General features: G+C 72.4%; 11 protein-coding genes. 5 read left to right on the top strand and 6 right to left on the bottom strand.

The genetic code is table 11. From position 1 onward, the window contains the following. Window positions 1-4: 4 nt before the first annotated feature. The gene (locus tag ABZX90_RS33390) at window positions 5-2434 is read left to right on the top strand and encodes a right-handed parallel beta-helix repeat-containing protein (protein ID WP_351130149.1); all 2430 of its coding nucleotides are present in this window, start codon (window positions 5-7) and stop codon (window positions 2432-2434) included. Here the strand turns inward: ABZX90_RS33390 and ABZX90_RS33385 are convergent. Beyond that, window positions 2404-4797 carry a hypothetical protein gene (locus tag ABZX90_RS33385; RefSeq protein WP_355211178.1) on the bottom strand — a complete coding sequence of 798 codons (2394 nt, stop codon included), beginning with the start codon at window positions 4795-4797 and terminating at the stop codon, window positions 2404-2406. The two genes, ABZX90_RS33390 and ABZX90_RS33385, sit on opposite strands and share 31 nt — an antisense overlap. A gap of 281 nt (window positions 4798-5078) precedes the next feature. Between ABZX90_RS33385 and ABZX90_RS33380 the strand changes: the two genes are divergently transcribed. Both ABZX90_RS33380 and ABZX90_RS33375 read left to right on the top strand, forming a co-directional pair. Further along, the gene (locus ABZX90_RS33380) at window positions 5079-5909 is read left to right on the top strand and encodes a DeoR/GlpR family DNA-binding transcription regulator (protein WP_355211175.1); all 831 of its coding nucleotides are present in this window, start codon (window positions 5079-5081) and stop codon (window positions 5907-5909) included. 190 nt (window positions 5910-6099) lie between these two features. Beyond that, complete coding sequence (locus tag ABZX90_RS33375; protein ID WP_351130143.1) at window positions 6100-6579, top strand: SRPBCC family protein; 480 nt, start codon at window positions 6100-6102, stop codon at window positions 6577-6579. Window positions 6580-6913: 334 nt separating this feature from the next. Here the strand turns inward: ABZX90_RS33375 and ABZX90_RS33370 are convergent, their stop codons facing one another. Beyond that, complete coding sequence (locus ABZX90_RS33370) at window positions 6914-8038, bottom strand: PLP-dependent cysteine synthase family protein (RefSeq protein WP_351130141.1); 1125 nt, start codon at window positions 8036-8038, stop codon at window positions 6914-6916. A gap of 316 nt (window positions 8039-8354) precedes the next feature. Here ABZX90_RS33370 and ABZX90_RS33365 point away from each other — a divergent pair, with 316 nt between their 5' ends. Next, entirely contained in the window at window positions 8355-8678 is a 324-nt protein-coding gene (locus ABZX90_RS33365; protein WP_261703200.1) for a hypothetical protein, read from the top strand. Between the two features lie 207 nt (window positions 8679-8885). Beyond that, window positions 8886-9401, top strand: a complete 516-nt coding sequence (locus ABZX90_RS33360; protein WP_351130138.1) for an ATP-binding protein — start codon at window positions 8886-8888, stop codon at window positions 9399-9401. A gap of 62 nt (window positions 9402-9463) precedes the next feature. Here ABZX90_RS33360 and ABZX90_RS33355 read toward each other — a convergent pair whose 3' ends face one another. From ABZX90_RS33355 to ABZX90_RS33340, 4 genes are all read right to left on the bottom strand, one after another. Continuing rightward, window positions 9464-12025 carry an FtsX-like permease family protein gene (locus ABZX90_RS33355; protein ID WP_355211170.1) on the bottom strand — a complete coding sequence of 854 codons (2562 nt, stop codon included), beginning with the start codon at window positions 12023-12025 and terminating at the stop codon, window positions 9464-9466. Next, entirely contained in the window at window positions 12022-12780 is a 759-nt protein-coding gene (locus ABZX90_RS33350; protein WP_355211167.1) for an ABC transporter ATP-binding protein, read from the bottom strand. Before ABZX90_RS33350 ends, ABZX90_RS33355 begins: the two co-directional genes overlap by 4 nt. Next, the gene (locus tag ABZX90_RS33345; protein ID WP_351130131.1) at window positions 12777-13082 is read right to left on the bottom strand and encodes an SHOCT domain-containing protein; all 306 of its coding nucleotides are present in this window, start codon (window positions 13080-13082) and stop codon (window positions 12777-12779) included. Before ABZX90_RS33345 ends, ABZX90_RS33350 begins: the two co-directional genes overlap by 4 nt. Window positions 13083-13705: 623 nt before the next feature. Further along, complete coding sequence (locus tag ABZX90_RS33340) at window positions 13706-14944, bottom strand: ROK family protein (protein WP_351130128.1); 1239 nt, start codon at window positions 14942-14944, stop codon at window positions 13706-13708. Window positions 14945-14987 lie beyond the last annotated feature (43 nt).

The raw sequence follows: 14987 nt of genomic DNA, 5'->3' as shown, positions 1-14987 counted from the left end.
CGCCATGGCACAGGGCACGGTCCAGGTGACGCACACCGGAACCTCGCGGTGGCGGCGCCGCACGGGTGAGTACGCATCGCTGGCCGCCGCCCTGGAGGCCGCGGCCGACGGTGACGTCCTGACCGTCGCTCCCGGCACCTACCGGGAGAACCTCGTGGTGGAGCGCGCGGTGACGCTGCGCGGCCCCGAGGGCTCCCCCGGCTCCGTGCGCATCGCGCCGGTCGACGGCGTGCCGCTGACCGTGCGCGCCTCCGCCGTGGTCCAGGACCTGCATGTGGAGGGCCAGGACTCGGCCGCGCCCGCGCTGCTCGTCGAGGACGGCACCCCGGAACTGCTGGACGTGCGGATCGTCACGCGGTCCGCCGCCGGGATCGAGGTACGCGGTGGTGCCCGCCCGACCGTGCGCCGTTGCACGGTCGACAACCCCGCGGGAGTCGGCATCGCCGTACTGGACGGCGGCGGTGGGGTGTTCGAGGAGTGCGAGATCGTCGCGGCCGGTCAGTCGGGCGTCGCGGTCCGCGGGGGCGCGCATCCGCGCCTCGAGCGCTGCCGGGTGCACCACACTTCGGGTGCGGGACTCTCGGTGACCGGCGAGAACTCGTCGCTGGAGGCGGTGGGCTGCGAGGTGTACGAGGTCAAGGGTTCCGGGGTGCAGATCACCGGCCGGGCCACGGCTCATCTCACCGACTGCGATGTGCACCGGACGACCGCCGACGGTGTCACCCTCGACACGGACGCGGTGCTCACGCTGGCCGACTGCCGCATCCACGACATCCCGGAGAACGCGGTAGACCTGCGCTCCCGCTCGGTGCTGACCCTGACCCGCACGACCGTGCGGCAGTTCGGGCGCAACGGCCTGTCGGTCTGGGACCCCGGCACACGCGTGGACGCCAACCAGTGCGAGATCTTCGACAGCACGGGCGACTACCCCGCTGTGTGGGTGAGCGACGGCGCGACCGCCGTGCTGGACTCGTGCCGGGTGCACGACGTGCCGGACGCCCTCTTCGTCCTCGACCGGGGCTCGCGCGCGGATGTCGTCGACTGCGACATCTCGCAGGTGCGCAACACCGCGGTGTCGGTGAGCGACGGTGCCACGGCACAGCTCGACGACTGCCGCATCCGGGACGCCGCGACCGGTGCCTGGTTCCGTGACCACGGCAGCGGCGGCACCCTGTCCGGCTGCATCGTGGACGGCACACAGACCGGCGTGATCGTCACCAAGGGCGCCGATCCGACTCTTGAGCGCTGCACGGTCACCTCGCCCGCCGAGGCGGGCTTCTATGTGTCGGCCGACGGCCGGGGCAGCTTCCTGAACTGCCGGGTGGCGGACAGCGGAGGCTATGGCTTCCATGTGATCGACGGCTGCCGGGCGACCCTGCGGAAATGCCGTACGGAGCGGTGCGCGCGCGGCGGTTTCGAGTTCGCCGACGCAGGCGCGGCGCCCGGCGGAGGCCCGATCGTCGAGGACTGCGCGAGCGACGAAAGCACCGGCCTGCGCGCTCCGGCGCACGAAGCGGCGGTCGAGACGTCGGCTTCGTCCGCGAGTCTGCTGGGGGCGATCCCCGGTCAGCGCAGCACTGAGCGGGAGCCGCTCGTCACCGCCGTGGAGCCCGCGCAGCCGGCCCGTGGGTCGAAGATCGTCCTCGGTGAACTCGACACACTGGTGGGCCTGGAGAGCGTCAAACGCGAGGTGCGGGCCCTCACCGACATGATCGAGGTGGGCCGCCGCCGGCAGCTGGCCGGCCTCAAGGCGGCGTCCGCCCGGCGCCATCTCGTCTTCACCGGCTCCCCCGGCACCGGCAAGACGACCGTCGCCCGGCTGTACGGCGAGATCCTCGCCTCGCTGGGTGTGCTGGAGAAGGGGCATCTGGTCGAGGTGTCCCGGGTGGACCTGGTCGGTGAGCACATCGGGTCGACCGCGATCCGCACCCAGGAGGCGTTCGACCGGGCGCGCGGCGGTGTGCTGTTCATCGACGAGGCGTACGCGCTGTCGCCGGAGGACTCGGGCCGCGACTTCGGGCGCGAGGCCATCGACACCCTGGTGAAGCTGATGGAGGACCACCGGGAGGCGGTCGTCGTGATCGTCGCGGGGTACACCGCCGAGATGGAGCGGTTCCTGTCGGTCAACCCCGGTGTGGCGTCCCGCTTCTCACGGACCATCACCTTCAACGACTATCTCCCCGACGAGCTGCTGAGGATCGTGGAGCAGCAGGCCGAGGAGCACGAGTACCGGCTCGGTCCGGGCGCGGCCGAGGCGCTCCTGAAGTACTTCACGGCGATCCCGAAGGGGCCCGCGTTCGGCAACGGCCGTACGGCGCGGCAGACGTTCGAGGCGATGGTGGAGCGGCACGCGGGCCGGGTCGCCCAGCTGGACGAGCCGAACACGGACGACCTGACCCTGCTCTACTCGGAGGATCTCCCGGAGCTGCCCTGAGCCTCCGTTCGGGGACGCTGGCCGGGCACCTCGGGCAGCAGCCGGGCCAGCAGCAGGTCCCGCTCGTCGGCGAAGGCCGGGTCCGCCTGGTAGTCGGAGTGGCCGAGGACCGGCGCGGGCAGCGGCTGCCGCTCGGTGCGGCCGTAGGCGAGCGGGTCCATCAAGGGCTCGTGGTCGACCTCGGGACCGCAGTCGCCGGGCAGCCGGACGGGTCCGCCGATGGGGTCGGTGGGACGGTAGAGATTGCGCCAGCAGGCGACCTCGCGGTGCAGTGAGGCCAGGGCGGCGGGCCCGAAGTGGGCCGGGAACCACCGTCCGTACAGGCGCTCCAGCGGTGAACCGTAGGTGAGCAGCGCGATCCTCTTGCGTACCGAGGGCTTGAGCTGCCAGGCAGCGGCGGCCGCCAGCACACTGCCCTGGGAGTGTCCGGAGAGCACGAGGCGTCCGCCGGTGGTACGGGTCCAGGTGGCCATGCGCCAGGTGAGGTCGGGCACGGCGCGCTCGGCGTAGCAGGGCGGCGCGAAGGGGTGGGCCGCGCGCGGCCAGAAGGTGCCGACGTCCCAGAGGATACCGATGGTGCGGCGGGCGGCGGGGTCCTTGTAGGCGCGACGGCCCCAGGTGACGAACAGGATGAAGCCGAGGCCGATCAGCCAGGAGCCGAGTGCCTGCGCGGTCTCGGCCGCGCCCTGGACGACGCCGTACGTCCCCCGCGCGGCCTCGCTCGGAGCGTCCCCGGTGGCGAAGGCCCCGGCCAGAGCGCCGGCCCCGAGCAGCAGTGTCGCGGACGAGATGACGCCGATCATGAGCGGCGCCCGGTCGGTGAGTGCGGCCATCGCGCGCGTGCTCGCGATGCGGCGGGTGCGGGCGATGTCCTTGGCCTCGCTCGGGTAGTCGCGCCCGACGGCGATCGTCTCGCGGTGGCGCAGCTGCCAGGTGCACCGGGCGAGCCAGCCGACGAGGGCGAGCAGGACGACGAGCAGCGGCGGGATGGCGGAGGCCTGCCAGGTCAGCAGGACGGGCGGGCCGGGGATCGAGTGCCGGGTGCCGTCGAGCCAGTCGGCGACCCGCTGGGAGACCCCTCCGGACATCACGCCGCCGAGTGCGCAGGCGAGCATGGCGACGGCGGGTCCCGCGAAGCCGCGCATCGCGGTGCGCGCGTCGCCGCCCGCTGTTCGGGGGGTGCCGGGAACCCGGGGATTCGTGCGGTAGAGGGAGTGGGCGACCGCGCCGAGCGCGATCACGAGCAGGCCCTGTCCGAGGGCGAGGCCGCCGAACGTGGTGTCGCCGGGCAGGCGCCCCGCCGAGTGCCAGTCCGGCCGTGACCAGCAGGCGTACACCAGGGTGAGGGCCAGCAGGACGAGCGAGGCCGGCGGCAGTCGGCGCACGAGCCCCCGGTCGCGTCCGTGGTCGATGCGGTTCTCGCTGCGGCCGCGACGGCAGACCACCCACAGCACAAGGGCCGCGCCCACCACGAGTGTTGCGTTCAGGAGGGCGCCCAGCGCTTCCAGTACGGCGGGCCCGCCCGGCGCACGGTCGTAGCGGGCGGTCGAGGAGCCCACGGCCGCGGCGACCGTCAGGAAGCCCGCGGCGGTGTGCGCGGCGCGCAGCCGGGCCACCAGGCGACGCCCGTACCAGAAGCCGGGGCGGCCGAGTCCGGAACCGTCGGTCTCCTCGTCGGGCTCGGCGGCGCGGGACATGGGCTGCTGCGACTCGTACGCGCTCCAGGTGCGGTGCGACAGGTACCACAGGAGGGTGGTGAGCGCCGCGGGCACCAGGCAGGCCAGGGCGAGGCGGCGGCCCGGCTGACTCCACCAGCCGGCGTCGGGCCGGTCCGGGGAGAGGAAGCCGAGCCAGGAGTGGTTGCGCACGCACGCACGGGTGCCCGCGCACTGCCAGGCGGCCAGATCGAGGGCGACCTCGCAGGCCGCGGCGACCAGCAGCACCGTGAGGGTGAGCCCGGCGAGGCGGACGAGCAGCCCGTACAGGCGCACGGCTCTGCCGCGGCCGGCTGAGGCGGGGCGCATCCAGTGCGCGAGGTTGACCACCATGAAGGGCAGCAATAAGAGCCACAGGGCGCGGGCGCCGTTGCCGGACGTGAGGTTGCACCAGACGTACGCCTCGCGCACCGGCCCGCCGCGGTGGTCGCCGGGCCGCTCCTCGGCGTCGACGTCGTCGGCGCGCCGGAACACGGCCGCCGTCACGTCGCCGGTGATCCGGACCGTCCGCGGATCGTTCAGCATGTCCTCCGGCGTGGCGCCGCCGACCCCGTGAACCAGGAGTTCCAGGGCGGTCCCGGCCGCCTCGGGCGGCTGTACGGGGCTGCTGGACTCCCCGTCGATGGCTTGTTCCCGTGCACGTTCCACTGTCCGCACTTCCCCCGTGCCACGCGTGTCGCATGTGTCATGTGCAGGCACAAGGATCCCGCGCTCCGGGCAGCGTGCACAGCCGAACTCACGGAATCTCCCCGATACGTGTGAAAGTTGCGCCACGGGAGGGGCGACGTGAGCGTGCGGGCAGTGGCGCGACTGGCGGTGTCCCGTGCAAGGATGGGACGTCCTCCAGACCTCGGACAAGGAGAATGTCCACGTGGGAGTGGGTTCGGACGGAGTGTCGGGCAGGCAGCGGCGAAAGGACCGGAGCGGTCGTGAGTGAGAATCAGAACCTCCTCGCGGAGCAGCGGCGCGCTCTGATCCTCGACGAGGTGCGTCGCCGCGGTGGCGTCCGCGTGAACGAGCTGACGCGAAGACTCGGCGTCTCCGACATGACGGTCCGCCGCGACCTCGACGCGCTGGCCCGTCAGGGTGTCGTCGAGAAGGTGCACGGCGGCGCGGTGCCGGTGGTCGAAGCGAGCACGCACGAACCGGGTTTCGAGGCCAAGTCGGGTCTGGAGCTGACCGCCAAGGAGGACATCGCGCGGGCCGCCGCCGAGTTGGTCGCGCCGGGGTCGGCGATCGCCCTCTCCGGTGGGACGACGACGTACGCGCTGGCCCATCATCTCCTTGACGTCCCGGACCTCACCGTGGTCACCAACTCGGTACGCGTGGCGGACGTGTTCCACTCGGCGCAGCGAACGTCCGGTCAGCGTCCGGGCGCGGCGACCGTCGTCCTCACCGGTGGGGTGCGCACGCCGTCCGACTCCCTCGTGGGGCCGGTGGCCGATCAGGCCATCGCGGCACTGCACTTCGATGTCCTCTTCCTCGGTGTCCACGGCATAGCGGCCGAGGCCGGGCTGTCGACGCCGAACCTCGCGGAGGCGGAGACCAACCGGCGGCTCGTGCAGTCCGCGCGACGCGTCGTCGTGGTCGCGGACCACACCAAGTGGGGCACGGTGGGCCTCAGTTCGTTCGCCGCGCTGGAACAGGTGGACACACTGGTGACCGACAGCGGGATGCCCGCCGCGGCTCGCGTGGAGATCGCGGAGCACCTGCGGCGCCTGGTGGTGGCCGGCGAACCCGAGGACGATACAGACATCTGACGGTCCGCCAGCTAGGGTGACGCTGCCCGCGCCGCCGGTCACGCCGTCGGCGCCGTCCGTGGCGCGGGTGCGCCCAGGCCATCGCTCGCCGCGGACCGGGGCCGGTTCCGCGAGGCGGTCGAGCGGGGCCGTCGCGGGCGTCCGCGCACACACGGAGACCGGGACCCGGTTCCCACAAGGGGGTTCGCTCATGGCACGTCGCCTGCGTCCGGTGGGACCCGACTTCGTCGAGACCGCTCCGCTGCGTCTGGTGTTCGCGCGGGAGGTGACCGCGTCTCCCGAGGCGGTCTTCGCCGCGCTCGCCGAGGACGTGTCCGGCTGGAGCGAGTGGTTCTCGGCGGTGACGCTCGCCCGGCCCGCCGCGGACGGCAGCGGGCGCGAGGTGCGGCTCCGCGGCGGGACACGCTTCGAGGAGACCGTCCTCGTCGCCGAGGCTCCCGAGGTGTACGCGTACCGGGTGGATGTCACGAACGCGCCGGGGATCCGCGCCCTGGTCGAGGAGTGGCGGCTGACGCCCGCGGGCAAGGGGACCCACGTGCAGTGGACCTTCGCCGCCGACGGAACAGCCTTCTTCCGGGCGGCGCTCACCGTGGGGCGGGGCGGTCTGGGCCGCGCCTTCCGCGGCGCGGTCACGGCACTGGACCGGCGACTGGCGACGACACCCGCCTGAATCGCCGGCGCACGGGGCGGACAACACCAGTCATGCCGCGCCCAGTCATGACGCGTCAGTCGTCACGCGTCAGTCGTCACGCGTCAGTCGTGACGTGTCAGACGTCGGCGTCAGGCGTCAGGCGTGACGCGTGAGGCGTGAGGCGTGAGGCGTGAGGCGTGAGGAACAACTGGGTTCCCCCGGACGGGTGTTGGACGCCCAGTCCTGGGCCAACCCCCGGGGCAGCCCATCCGGCCGAGGCAGGTTCGGGCGGGCGTGGCCGACCGGTGGCGCGAAGGCCGACGCGGGGGTCGGCCTGGTCATGGAGGCCGACAGCGTTGCCCGGCGCCGAGGGTCAGGCAGGCCAGACGCCCGTCTCCAGCAGGGAGTTGATCGCCGTCGTGTACGGCGCGATGTCCAGGCCCTGTTCGGCCAGCCACGCGTCCGAGTAGTACTTGTCGAGATAGCGGTCCCCGGGGTCGCACAGCAGTGTCACCACGCTTCCCCTGCGCCCCTCGGCCACCATCTCGGCGACGATCTTCAGGGAGCTCCACAGGCCCGTGCCGGTCGAACCGCCCGCCTTGCGGCCCATGGCCTGTTCCAGTGCGCGTACGGCGGCGACGGATGCCGCGTCCGGCACCTTCATCATCCGGTCGATGGCCCCGGGCACGAAGCTCGGTTCCATGCGCGGCCTGCCGATGCCCTCGATGCGCGAGCCGCAGTCGCAGGTGACGTCCGGATCGCCGGTGGTCCACCCCTCGAAGAAACAGGAGTTCTCCGGGTCGGCGACACAGATACGGGTGTCCGCCTGCATGTAGTGGACGTAGCGTGCGAGGGTCGCCGACGTACCGCCGGTGCCGGCCGTGGCGACGATCCACGCGGGCTCCGGGAAACGCTCCAACGCCAGCTGGCGGAAGATGGATTCGGCGATGTTGTTGTTCCCCCGCCAGTCCGTGGCCCTTTCCGCATAGGTGAATTGGTCCATGTAGTGGCCGCCGGTCTCGGCCGCGAGTGCGAGGGACTCCTCGTAGATCTTGCGCGAATCGTCCACGAAGTGGCACTGCCCGCCGTGGAATTCGATCAAGCGGCATTTCTCGGCGCTCGTGGTACGGGGCATGACCGCGATGAAAGGCACGCCGATCAGCCCCGCGAAATAGGCCTCGGACACGGCGGTCGAACCGCTGGACGCCTCGATCACCGGTCGGCCCGGCCGAATCCAGCCATTGCAGAGGCCGTACAGGAAGAGGGAGCGGGCGAGGCGGTGCTTGAGGCTGCCGGTGGGGTGGGTCGACTCGTCCTTCAGGTACAGATCGATGCCCCACTCCTCCGGCAGCGGGAAGCGGAGCAGATGGGTGTCGGCCGAGCGGTTGGCATCGGCCTGGACCTTGCGGACGGCTTCTTTGAGCCAGCTCCGGTACTCCGCGTCACTGCGGTCGACATCGAGGGTCTCGCCGGTCCGGGTCTGCTGGGGAGTGCTCACGGGATGGCTCCTAACGCATGGCACCGACTCCGCTTCGACTGGTCGGACGCCTCGATCATAAACACCTTCCGCACCCTTCTCACCTGCATAAACACATCTTTGGGCAGCCCAAAGGCACCCCTGGGGGGAGCGCGGGAATCCACATGGGGGGCGCATCCCGGCCTTTGCTCCCGTCACCGCGACCACCTCGTCGAGAGCACTGGTGCTCGACGTTGCCTGCGGGCAGACTGCACCGCACGGGGCCGATCGCCCCCGACGGGGATGCACACTGGGTCACGACAGGCCACAGCCGGAGCACACGAGGGGGCGGGGCATCATGGCGGAGCCGGAGTTCACGGCCACGGGCGTGCGGATCGGGAAGAGGCTGCGCTCGCTCACCCGGGCCGGACAGGTCCGGATCAGCGACGGCAGGCTGGAACTGCTCACCAGCTACGGGAGCGAGATCGACAGCGCGCCGGTGCAGGCGGTGCGCGCGTCGAAGCCCTGGTTCGCGCACGAGGACCGGGCCTTGGCGGACGTCAACGGCACGCGCTACTCCCTCACGCTCGGCGAGCACGATCCCGCACCCGGCAGGCCGGGACCACCCTCGGCGCGCCGCTTCATCGAGGCGGTCCGCAGGGCGGCGGGACGCAGCGGCTGAAGTGCGCCCGCGACGCGCCGAAGCGCCGCGAGTTGCAGGACCGCGCCCCCTGCGCCACTCTGATGTCACATCACTACTCTGGGTTTACCGGCGATAACGCTGCGAACCAGCCCGCCGGCCACCACAGCAGGCGGCCGTTCCACTCAGCCGCCTCTGCTGGATCCGATCTCCGTCTTCTTCCGGACCTCAATTCGGGGAGTCGCAGCCGTGATCAGCCAGCCAAGCAGGCATTGCACGGTGGAGCTCCAAGCCCTGCCGTCGCGGATCGGCCAGGTCCGCAGAATCGTCTCTGCGCAGTTGCGCTACTGGCATCTGGACCCCTTGATAGACCGGGCCGCACTCGGAGTGACCGAGCTGCTGACCAATGTCCACCGGCACGCCCAGCCGGACAAACTGTGCACCGTGGAGATCGAGCTGCTGCTCGACCGGCTCACGGTCTCGGTGCACGACCACGACCCCCGGCTTCCCGTGGTGCGGGAAGCCGGCCCCGGCTCGACCTGCGGACGCGGCCTCGCCATGGTCGCGGCGGTGAGCGAGAGCTGGGGTGTGCGGCCCAACGGCGAGTCGGGCAAGGTCGTGTGGTTCACGCTTCCGGCGTCGACACCCGTGGTGGCGGCTGCCCTGCGTTCGCCGTACGAGACCGCCGGCGAGGCCACTCTCAGGCACACCGTCGACGTACTCAGGCCCGAACACGCTCCCGCCCGGTCGGCCGTTGCCGGCTGACCGGGCGGTGACCCCTCTCTCGTACGCCGCTCATACGCGGGCGTCGTACGGCCCCGGGTGGCTCACTCGGTGGCGATGGCGCGCAGCACGTCCAGGCGTGCCGCCCGCCGTGCCGGGCGCAGTCCCGCGAGGGCCCCGGCAGCGAGACCCACCAGGGCCACCACCGCGAGCCGCAGCGGCGGGATCGCGAAGGCGAACGCGCTGTCCGACGCGCCGTCGGAGGCCTCGACGAGCACCCAGCCGAGGAAGGCACCCAGGGCGAGTCCGCCCGCCGTGCCGAAGGCGGCGACGAGGACCGACTCCCAGCGGACCATGGCGCGCAACTGCGCCCGGGTCTGCCCGACGGCCCGCAGCAGACCGAGTTCCCGTGTGCGCTCGTGGATCGCGAGCGTGAGGGTGTTGGCGATGCCGAGCAGGGCGATGAGCACCGCGAGGGCGAGCAGGGCGTAGACCAGGGTCAGCATCATGTCGATGCCGCCCGCCGAGGACTGCGCGTACTCGTCCCGGGTCTGCACCTCGGGGTTGCCGTACCGCTCGGCGACCTGCTGCACCGCGGCTTTGCCCTCCGCCTTGCTCACGCCGTGCTTGAAGGAGACGGCGACGAGCGTGTCGGAGTCCTGGGTGCGGTGCGGGGCCCAGGCGGCGCGGGTGATGACGTAGTCGCCCGCGAGTTCCGACTGGCCGTAGACGGCACGGACGGTGAAGTTCGTCTTCTGTCCGTCAGTGAAGGCGAGCCGGGCCGTGTCGCCGGTGACCAGGTGCTGTTTGTCGGCCTCCTTGCGGGTGATGGCGATGCCGTCGGAGCCTAGGTCGCTCAGCGAGCCCTGTACGTCGCCGAGGTCGAAGACCTTGCCGAGCGTGACCGGGTCGGTGACCGTCAACGCGCGGCCCTTTCCGTTGACTTCGGCGACACCCTTGCCCAGCCCGACGGCGTTCTCGACCGTCGGCTGACGCGCGATGGCGGGGGCCAGTTTCGGGCTGAGTCCGCTGCCGCCCGCGCCGAACGACGGGGTACTGACGGCGACGTCACCCGCGAAGGAGCGGGAGACGGTCTGGTCCATGGTGGCCTTGAGCGAGGCGCCGAAGACCGTGAACAGCGAGACGACGGCGACGCCGATCATGAGGGCGCCGGCGGTCGCGGCGGTCCGCTTGGGGCTGCGCAGCGCGTTGCGCCGGGCGAGACCTCCGGTGACGCCGCGCAGCTTGACGAGAGGCGCGCCGAGGACGCGTACGGCGGTGGAGGACGCGACCGGTCCGAGGACCACGAAGGCGGCGAGGGCCAGCACGGCGCCGAGTCCGGCGAGCCACAGCGACGGCGTCAGCAGGACGCCGGTCAGCGTAACGGCCACCGCGAGGGCGGCCAGTCCGCCGCCCACGGTCGCGCGTCCGCGCGAGGCGCCGGACTCGTCGACCGCCGTCTCCCGCAGCGCGGCGAGCGGCGCGGTGCGTCCGGCGCGTTCGGCGGGCAGCAGGGCGGAGCCGAGACAGACCACGATGCCGACGCCGAGCGGCAGCAGCATGGACAGCCCGCTGATCACCAGGCCGCCTTCGGGGAACGGGAATCCGATGGCCGGGAACAGCGCCTGGAGTCCGGCGGCGATACCGATCCCACCGAGGAGTCCCACGGCCGAGGCGGTCACGGCGACGACGCTCGCCTCGGCCAGGGTCGACACGGTGACCTGTCGACGCGAGGCACCCAGGGCGCGCAACAGCGCGTTCTCGCGGGTGCGTTGGGCGACGACGATCGCGAAGGTGTTGTGGATCGAGAAGGTCGCGACGAGGAGCGCGATGCCGGAGAAGACGAGCAGGAGCGTGGTGAAGATGGTCAGGAACTGGCTGGAGATCATGTCGGTGTTCTCCTGCGCGGACTCCTGTCCGGAGATGGCCTCGACTCCCTTGGGGAGTACGGGAGCCAGGTCGGAGACGAGCTCGTCCTGACCGACTCCCGGGCCCGCGCGCACGCGGATGCTCGCGGCCTCGCCGGGCTTCGCGGTCAGGTACTTCTCCGCGTCGGCCTGCGTCATGCCGGTGAAGGTCACCTGGGCCATGCCGTCCTCGCCACCGAAGGTCGCGAGGCCCACGATCGTCACCCGGACGGGGTCGGGCGTGCGCAGGACCGTCGTGTCGCCGATCTTCAGGTCGCCCTTCTCGGCGGCTCCCCTGTTGACCACGACCTCGCCGGACTTCGACGGGGCGTGGCCTTCGGCGAGGCGGTACGCGTTGAGCTTCGGGTCGTCGATCCAGTTGCCCGCGAGGGTGGGTGGGCCCTGGCCGCCGATGGGCTTGCCGTCGGAGCCGATGAGCTGGCCGGCGCCCTGGATGTCCGGCGCGGCGGCCGCGACACCGGGGGTCCGCTCGATCGTCCTCACCAGATCGGTGGCGACGGGCGCCCGTACGCCCTGGCTCTCCCCCGGTGTGGTGATGGTGTCGGCGCTGCGGACCACGGCGTCGGTGCCCTTGGTCGCGTTGCCGAACATCGTGTCGAATCCGGCGCGCAGGGTGTCGCCCATGACGAGGGTGCCGGCCAGGAAGGCGACGCCGAGGAGCACGGCGAAGAACGTGCCCGCGAAGCGGCGTTTGTGGGAGCGCAGCGACGAGACGCTGAGGCGCAGGGCGGCGTTCATACCGGTGCCCCCTTGCCGTCGAAGGCCTTCATGCGGTCGAGGACCTTGTCGGCCGTCGGGTTCTCCATCCGGTCCACGAGGCGTCCGTCGGCGAGGAAGACCACCTCGTCGGCGTGCGCGGCGGCGACGGGGTCGTGCGTGACCATGACGACCGTACGGTCCATCTGGCGCACCGCCCGGCCGAGAAGGTTCAGGACCTCCTCGCCGGAGCGGGAGTCGAGGTTGCCGGTGGGTTCGTCGGCGAAGACGACGTCGGGCTGTCCGGCGAACGCCCTTGCCACGGCGACGCGTTGCTGCTGTCCGCCGGACAGCTCGCTGGGCCGGTGGTGGAGCCGGTCGCGCAGGCCGACGACGTCGACGAGGGCGTCGGTCCATTCGCGGGAGCCCTTGGTTCCGGCGAGGTCCATCGGCAGGGCGATGTTCTCGGCGACGGTGAGCGTCGGGATCAGGTTGAACGCCTGGAAGACGAAGCCGATGCGGTCGCGGCGCAGCAGGGTCAGGCGGCGGTCGTCGAGGGTGCCGAGATCGGTGTCGCCGATGTACGCGGCTCCCGAGGTGAGGGTGTCGAGGCCGGCCGCGCAGTGCATGAGGGTCGACTTGCCGGAGCCCGAGGGCCCCATGATCGCGGTGAAGCGGCCGGCCGGAAGGCCGACGCTCACCCCGTCCAGGGCCCGCACGGCGGTGTCGCCGCTGCCGTAGACCTTCACGGCCTCGGCGACGCGTGCCGCGTCCCGGCGGGCGGTCGTGGTCGTCATGCCGCACCGCCCTTGCCGGTGCGCCCGAACTGCTCGTCGAGGACGGAGAGCCGACGCCAGTACTCGTCCTCGTCGATCTCCCCGGAGGCGAAGCGGCGGCCGAGCACGGCGATCGGCGAGTCGCCGGCCGGCAGGGAGCCGCCGGGGCCGAAGCCGCCCACCCCGCGCCACGGGCCACGGCGCCCGCGCCAGGCGGTGCGGCGCAGCACGGTCACGACGCCGATCACGACGGCCGCCCAGATCAGCGGAAGGAACAGGATCCACGGGCCGGGGCCGCCGTCCCAGTTCGCCAGGGTCTGCATCTCGAGTCATCTCCTCGGTGGAATCGCGCGTCTCCGCGGGATCTCTTGGTGATGCTTCGAGACTCGCCCCGGCAGGGGGTCCGAGTCGTCGTACGGCCAGCGGCACCGCGCGTACCTCCCGGGGAGTACACCGGGCGCCTCGGGCTGCTTCGTGCGGCGACTCTCCTCCGCGGACGGGGGACCTCGACTCTTGGTAGTCCCCTGCTCCCGGGCGAGGCCTGCGCGACGCGTCCGCCGCGCGGACCGAGCCGGCCGCGTTCCGCGCGCAGGGCGGCGGCAACGTGGTCCAGTGAACGCCGTACGGCCTGGGCAGGCGGGCCGCGCATCTGCCGCTGAGCTCCCGCGACGCCGAGGTCCACGTCGTCGCGGCGACCGGGCTGCACCAAGCGGCCCACTACACACCGGAGACCTCGTGGTGCGGCGCCAGGCCGCCGAGGTCGGCGGCTTCCTCGCCTTCGACGGTCACTCCCGCGTCGGCGCGCTCGGTCAACGGCGGCCCGGGGACGCCGTACCTGCTGCGCCGGGTCCGCCCGGGGCTCGAACTCGCCCTGGGCGAGAACCTGGTGGACGGATTCTCGGAGGACGCCGGGCGCGCCTACGCCGTCGTCCGGCGCTCATGAGCGTCAGACGGGCAGTGCCCTCAGCGGGTCGTCCAGCACCGGCTGCCACGCCAACTCGGCCGCGCCGACCAGGCTGTTGTGGTCCAGGGTGCAGGCGAGGATCGGCACTCCGCCGCTCTGTCCCCACAGGCTGCGGTCGGCGACGACGGCGCGCAGCCGGTCCGGGTCGGCGTCCAGCAGGGCGCGGTGCAGTCCGCCGAGGATGATGCGGTCCGGATTGAGGATGTTGACGAGGCCCGCGAGACCGAGGCCGAGGCGGTCGATCAGCGCCTCGACGGCCGTACGGACGGACGGATCGGCGTACTCGTCGCGGATCAGCTCGTTGGACTGCTGGAGCAGTGACACCTCGGGGCCGGGGTCACGGCCGGCGGCGGTGAGGAAGGCCAGCGGGTCGGCCTCGACATCGAGACAGCCGCGGCTGCCGCAGTAGCAGGGGCCGCCCTCGGGATTGACGGTGAGGTGGCCGACTTCGAGCGCGAGCCCCGAACTGCCGGTGTGCAGGCGCCCGTCGAGCACCAGGGCGCCGCCGACGCCACGGTGTCCGGTGGCCACGCAGAGCAGGTCGCGGGCGCCGCGGCCCGCTCCGTGCCGGTGCTCGGCGAGGGCGGCGAGGTTGACGTCGTTGGCGGCGAACGCCGGCCCCTCGATACCGGCCGCGCGCACCCGCTCGGCGAAGATCTGCCGGACAGGGGCGCCCGCGGGCCAGGCCAGGTGCAGGGGGTTGAGGGCGAGTCCCTCGGGTTCGGCGACGGCGGACGGTACGGCGAGCCCGGCGCCCACACAGCGGCGCCCGGTCTCCCGAAGCAGTTCGGCACCGGCGTCGACGACCGAGCCGAGCACCTTCGCCGGATCGGCGTCGACGGTCTCGCAGCCGGGCGCGGTCGCGACGATCCGGCCGCCGAGGCCGACGAGCGCGGCGCGGAATCCGTCGGCGTGCACCTGTGCGGCCAGCGCGACGGGTCCGTCCTCGGCGACCTCCAGCCGGTGCGAGGGCCGGCCTTGCGAACCGGCGGCGGCACCGGGCCGCGCGTCGACCCGGATCAGCCCGAGCGCCTCCAGCTCCGCGGCGACCGCGCCCGCGGTCGCCCGGGTGACGCCCAGCTCGGCGGTGAGCACGGCACGCGTCGGCGCGCGCCCGGTGTGCACGAGCTCCAGCGCCGGTCCGAGTGCCCCGCGGCCTCGGTCGAGCCGTGTCCGCGTGTTCCCATCCCCTGCCGCCCGGGGGCCCGCCTTGCCGTTCATGAGGGCGAGTCTCCCATGATCCGCTCCCGCGGGGCCCGTCCGG

It is taken from the genome of Streptomyces sp. NPDC002935, assembly GCF_040611295.1.
GTDB lineage: Bacteria > Actinomycetota > Actinomycetes > Streptomycetales > Streptomycetaceae > Streptomyces.
The sequence above is the reverse complement of the archived record's forward strand: the minus strand, read 5'-3'. Positions and strand labels throughout refer to the sequence as shown.

Excerpts from the sequence above, each read along its gene's own strand:
- ABZX90_RS33340 (WP_351130128.1), bottom strand. The coding sequence starts at position 14,944 with ATGAACGGCAAGGCGGGCCCCCGGGCGGCAGGGGATGGGAACACGCGG.
- ABZX90_RS33365 (WP_261703200.1), top strand. The coding sequence starts at position 8,355 with ATGGCGGAGCCGGAGTTCACGGCCACGGGCGTGCGGATCGGGAAGAGG.
- ABZX90_RS33375 (WP_351130143.1), top strand. The coding sequence starts at position 6,100 with ATGGCACGTCGCCTGCGTCCGGTGGGACCCGACTTCGTCGAGACCGCT.
- ABZX90_RS33345 (WP_351130131.1), bottom strand. The coding sequence starts at position 13,082 with ATGCAGACCCTGGCGAACTGGGACGGCGGCCCCGGCCCGTGGATCCTG.
- ABZX90_RS33350 (WP_355211167.1), bottom strand. The coding sequence starts at position 12,780 with ATGACGACCACGACCGCCCGCCGGGACGCGGCACGCGTCGCCGAGGCC.
- ABZX90_RS33390 (WP_351130149.1), top strand. The coding sequence starts at position 5 with ATGGCACAGGGCACGGTCCAGGTGACGCACACCGGAACCTCGCGGTGG.
- ABZX90_RS33355 (WP_355211170.1), bottom strand. The coding sequence starts at position 12,025 with ATGAACGCCGCCCTGCGCCTCAGCGTCTCGTCGCTGCGCTCCCACAAA.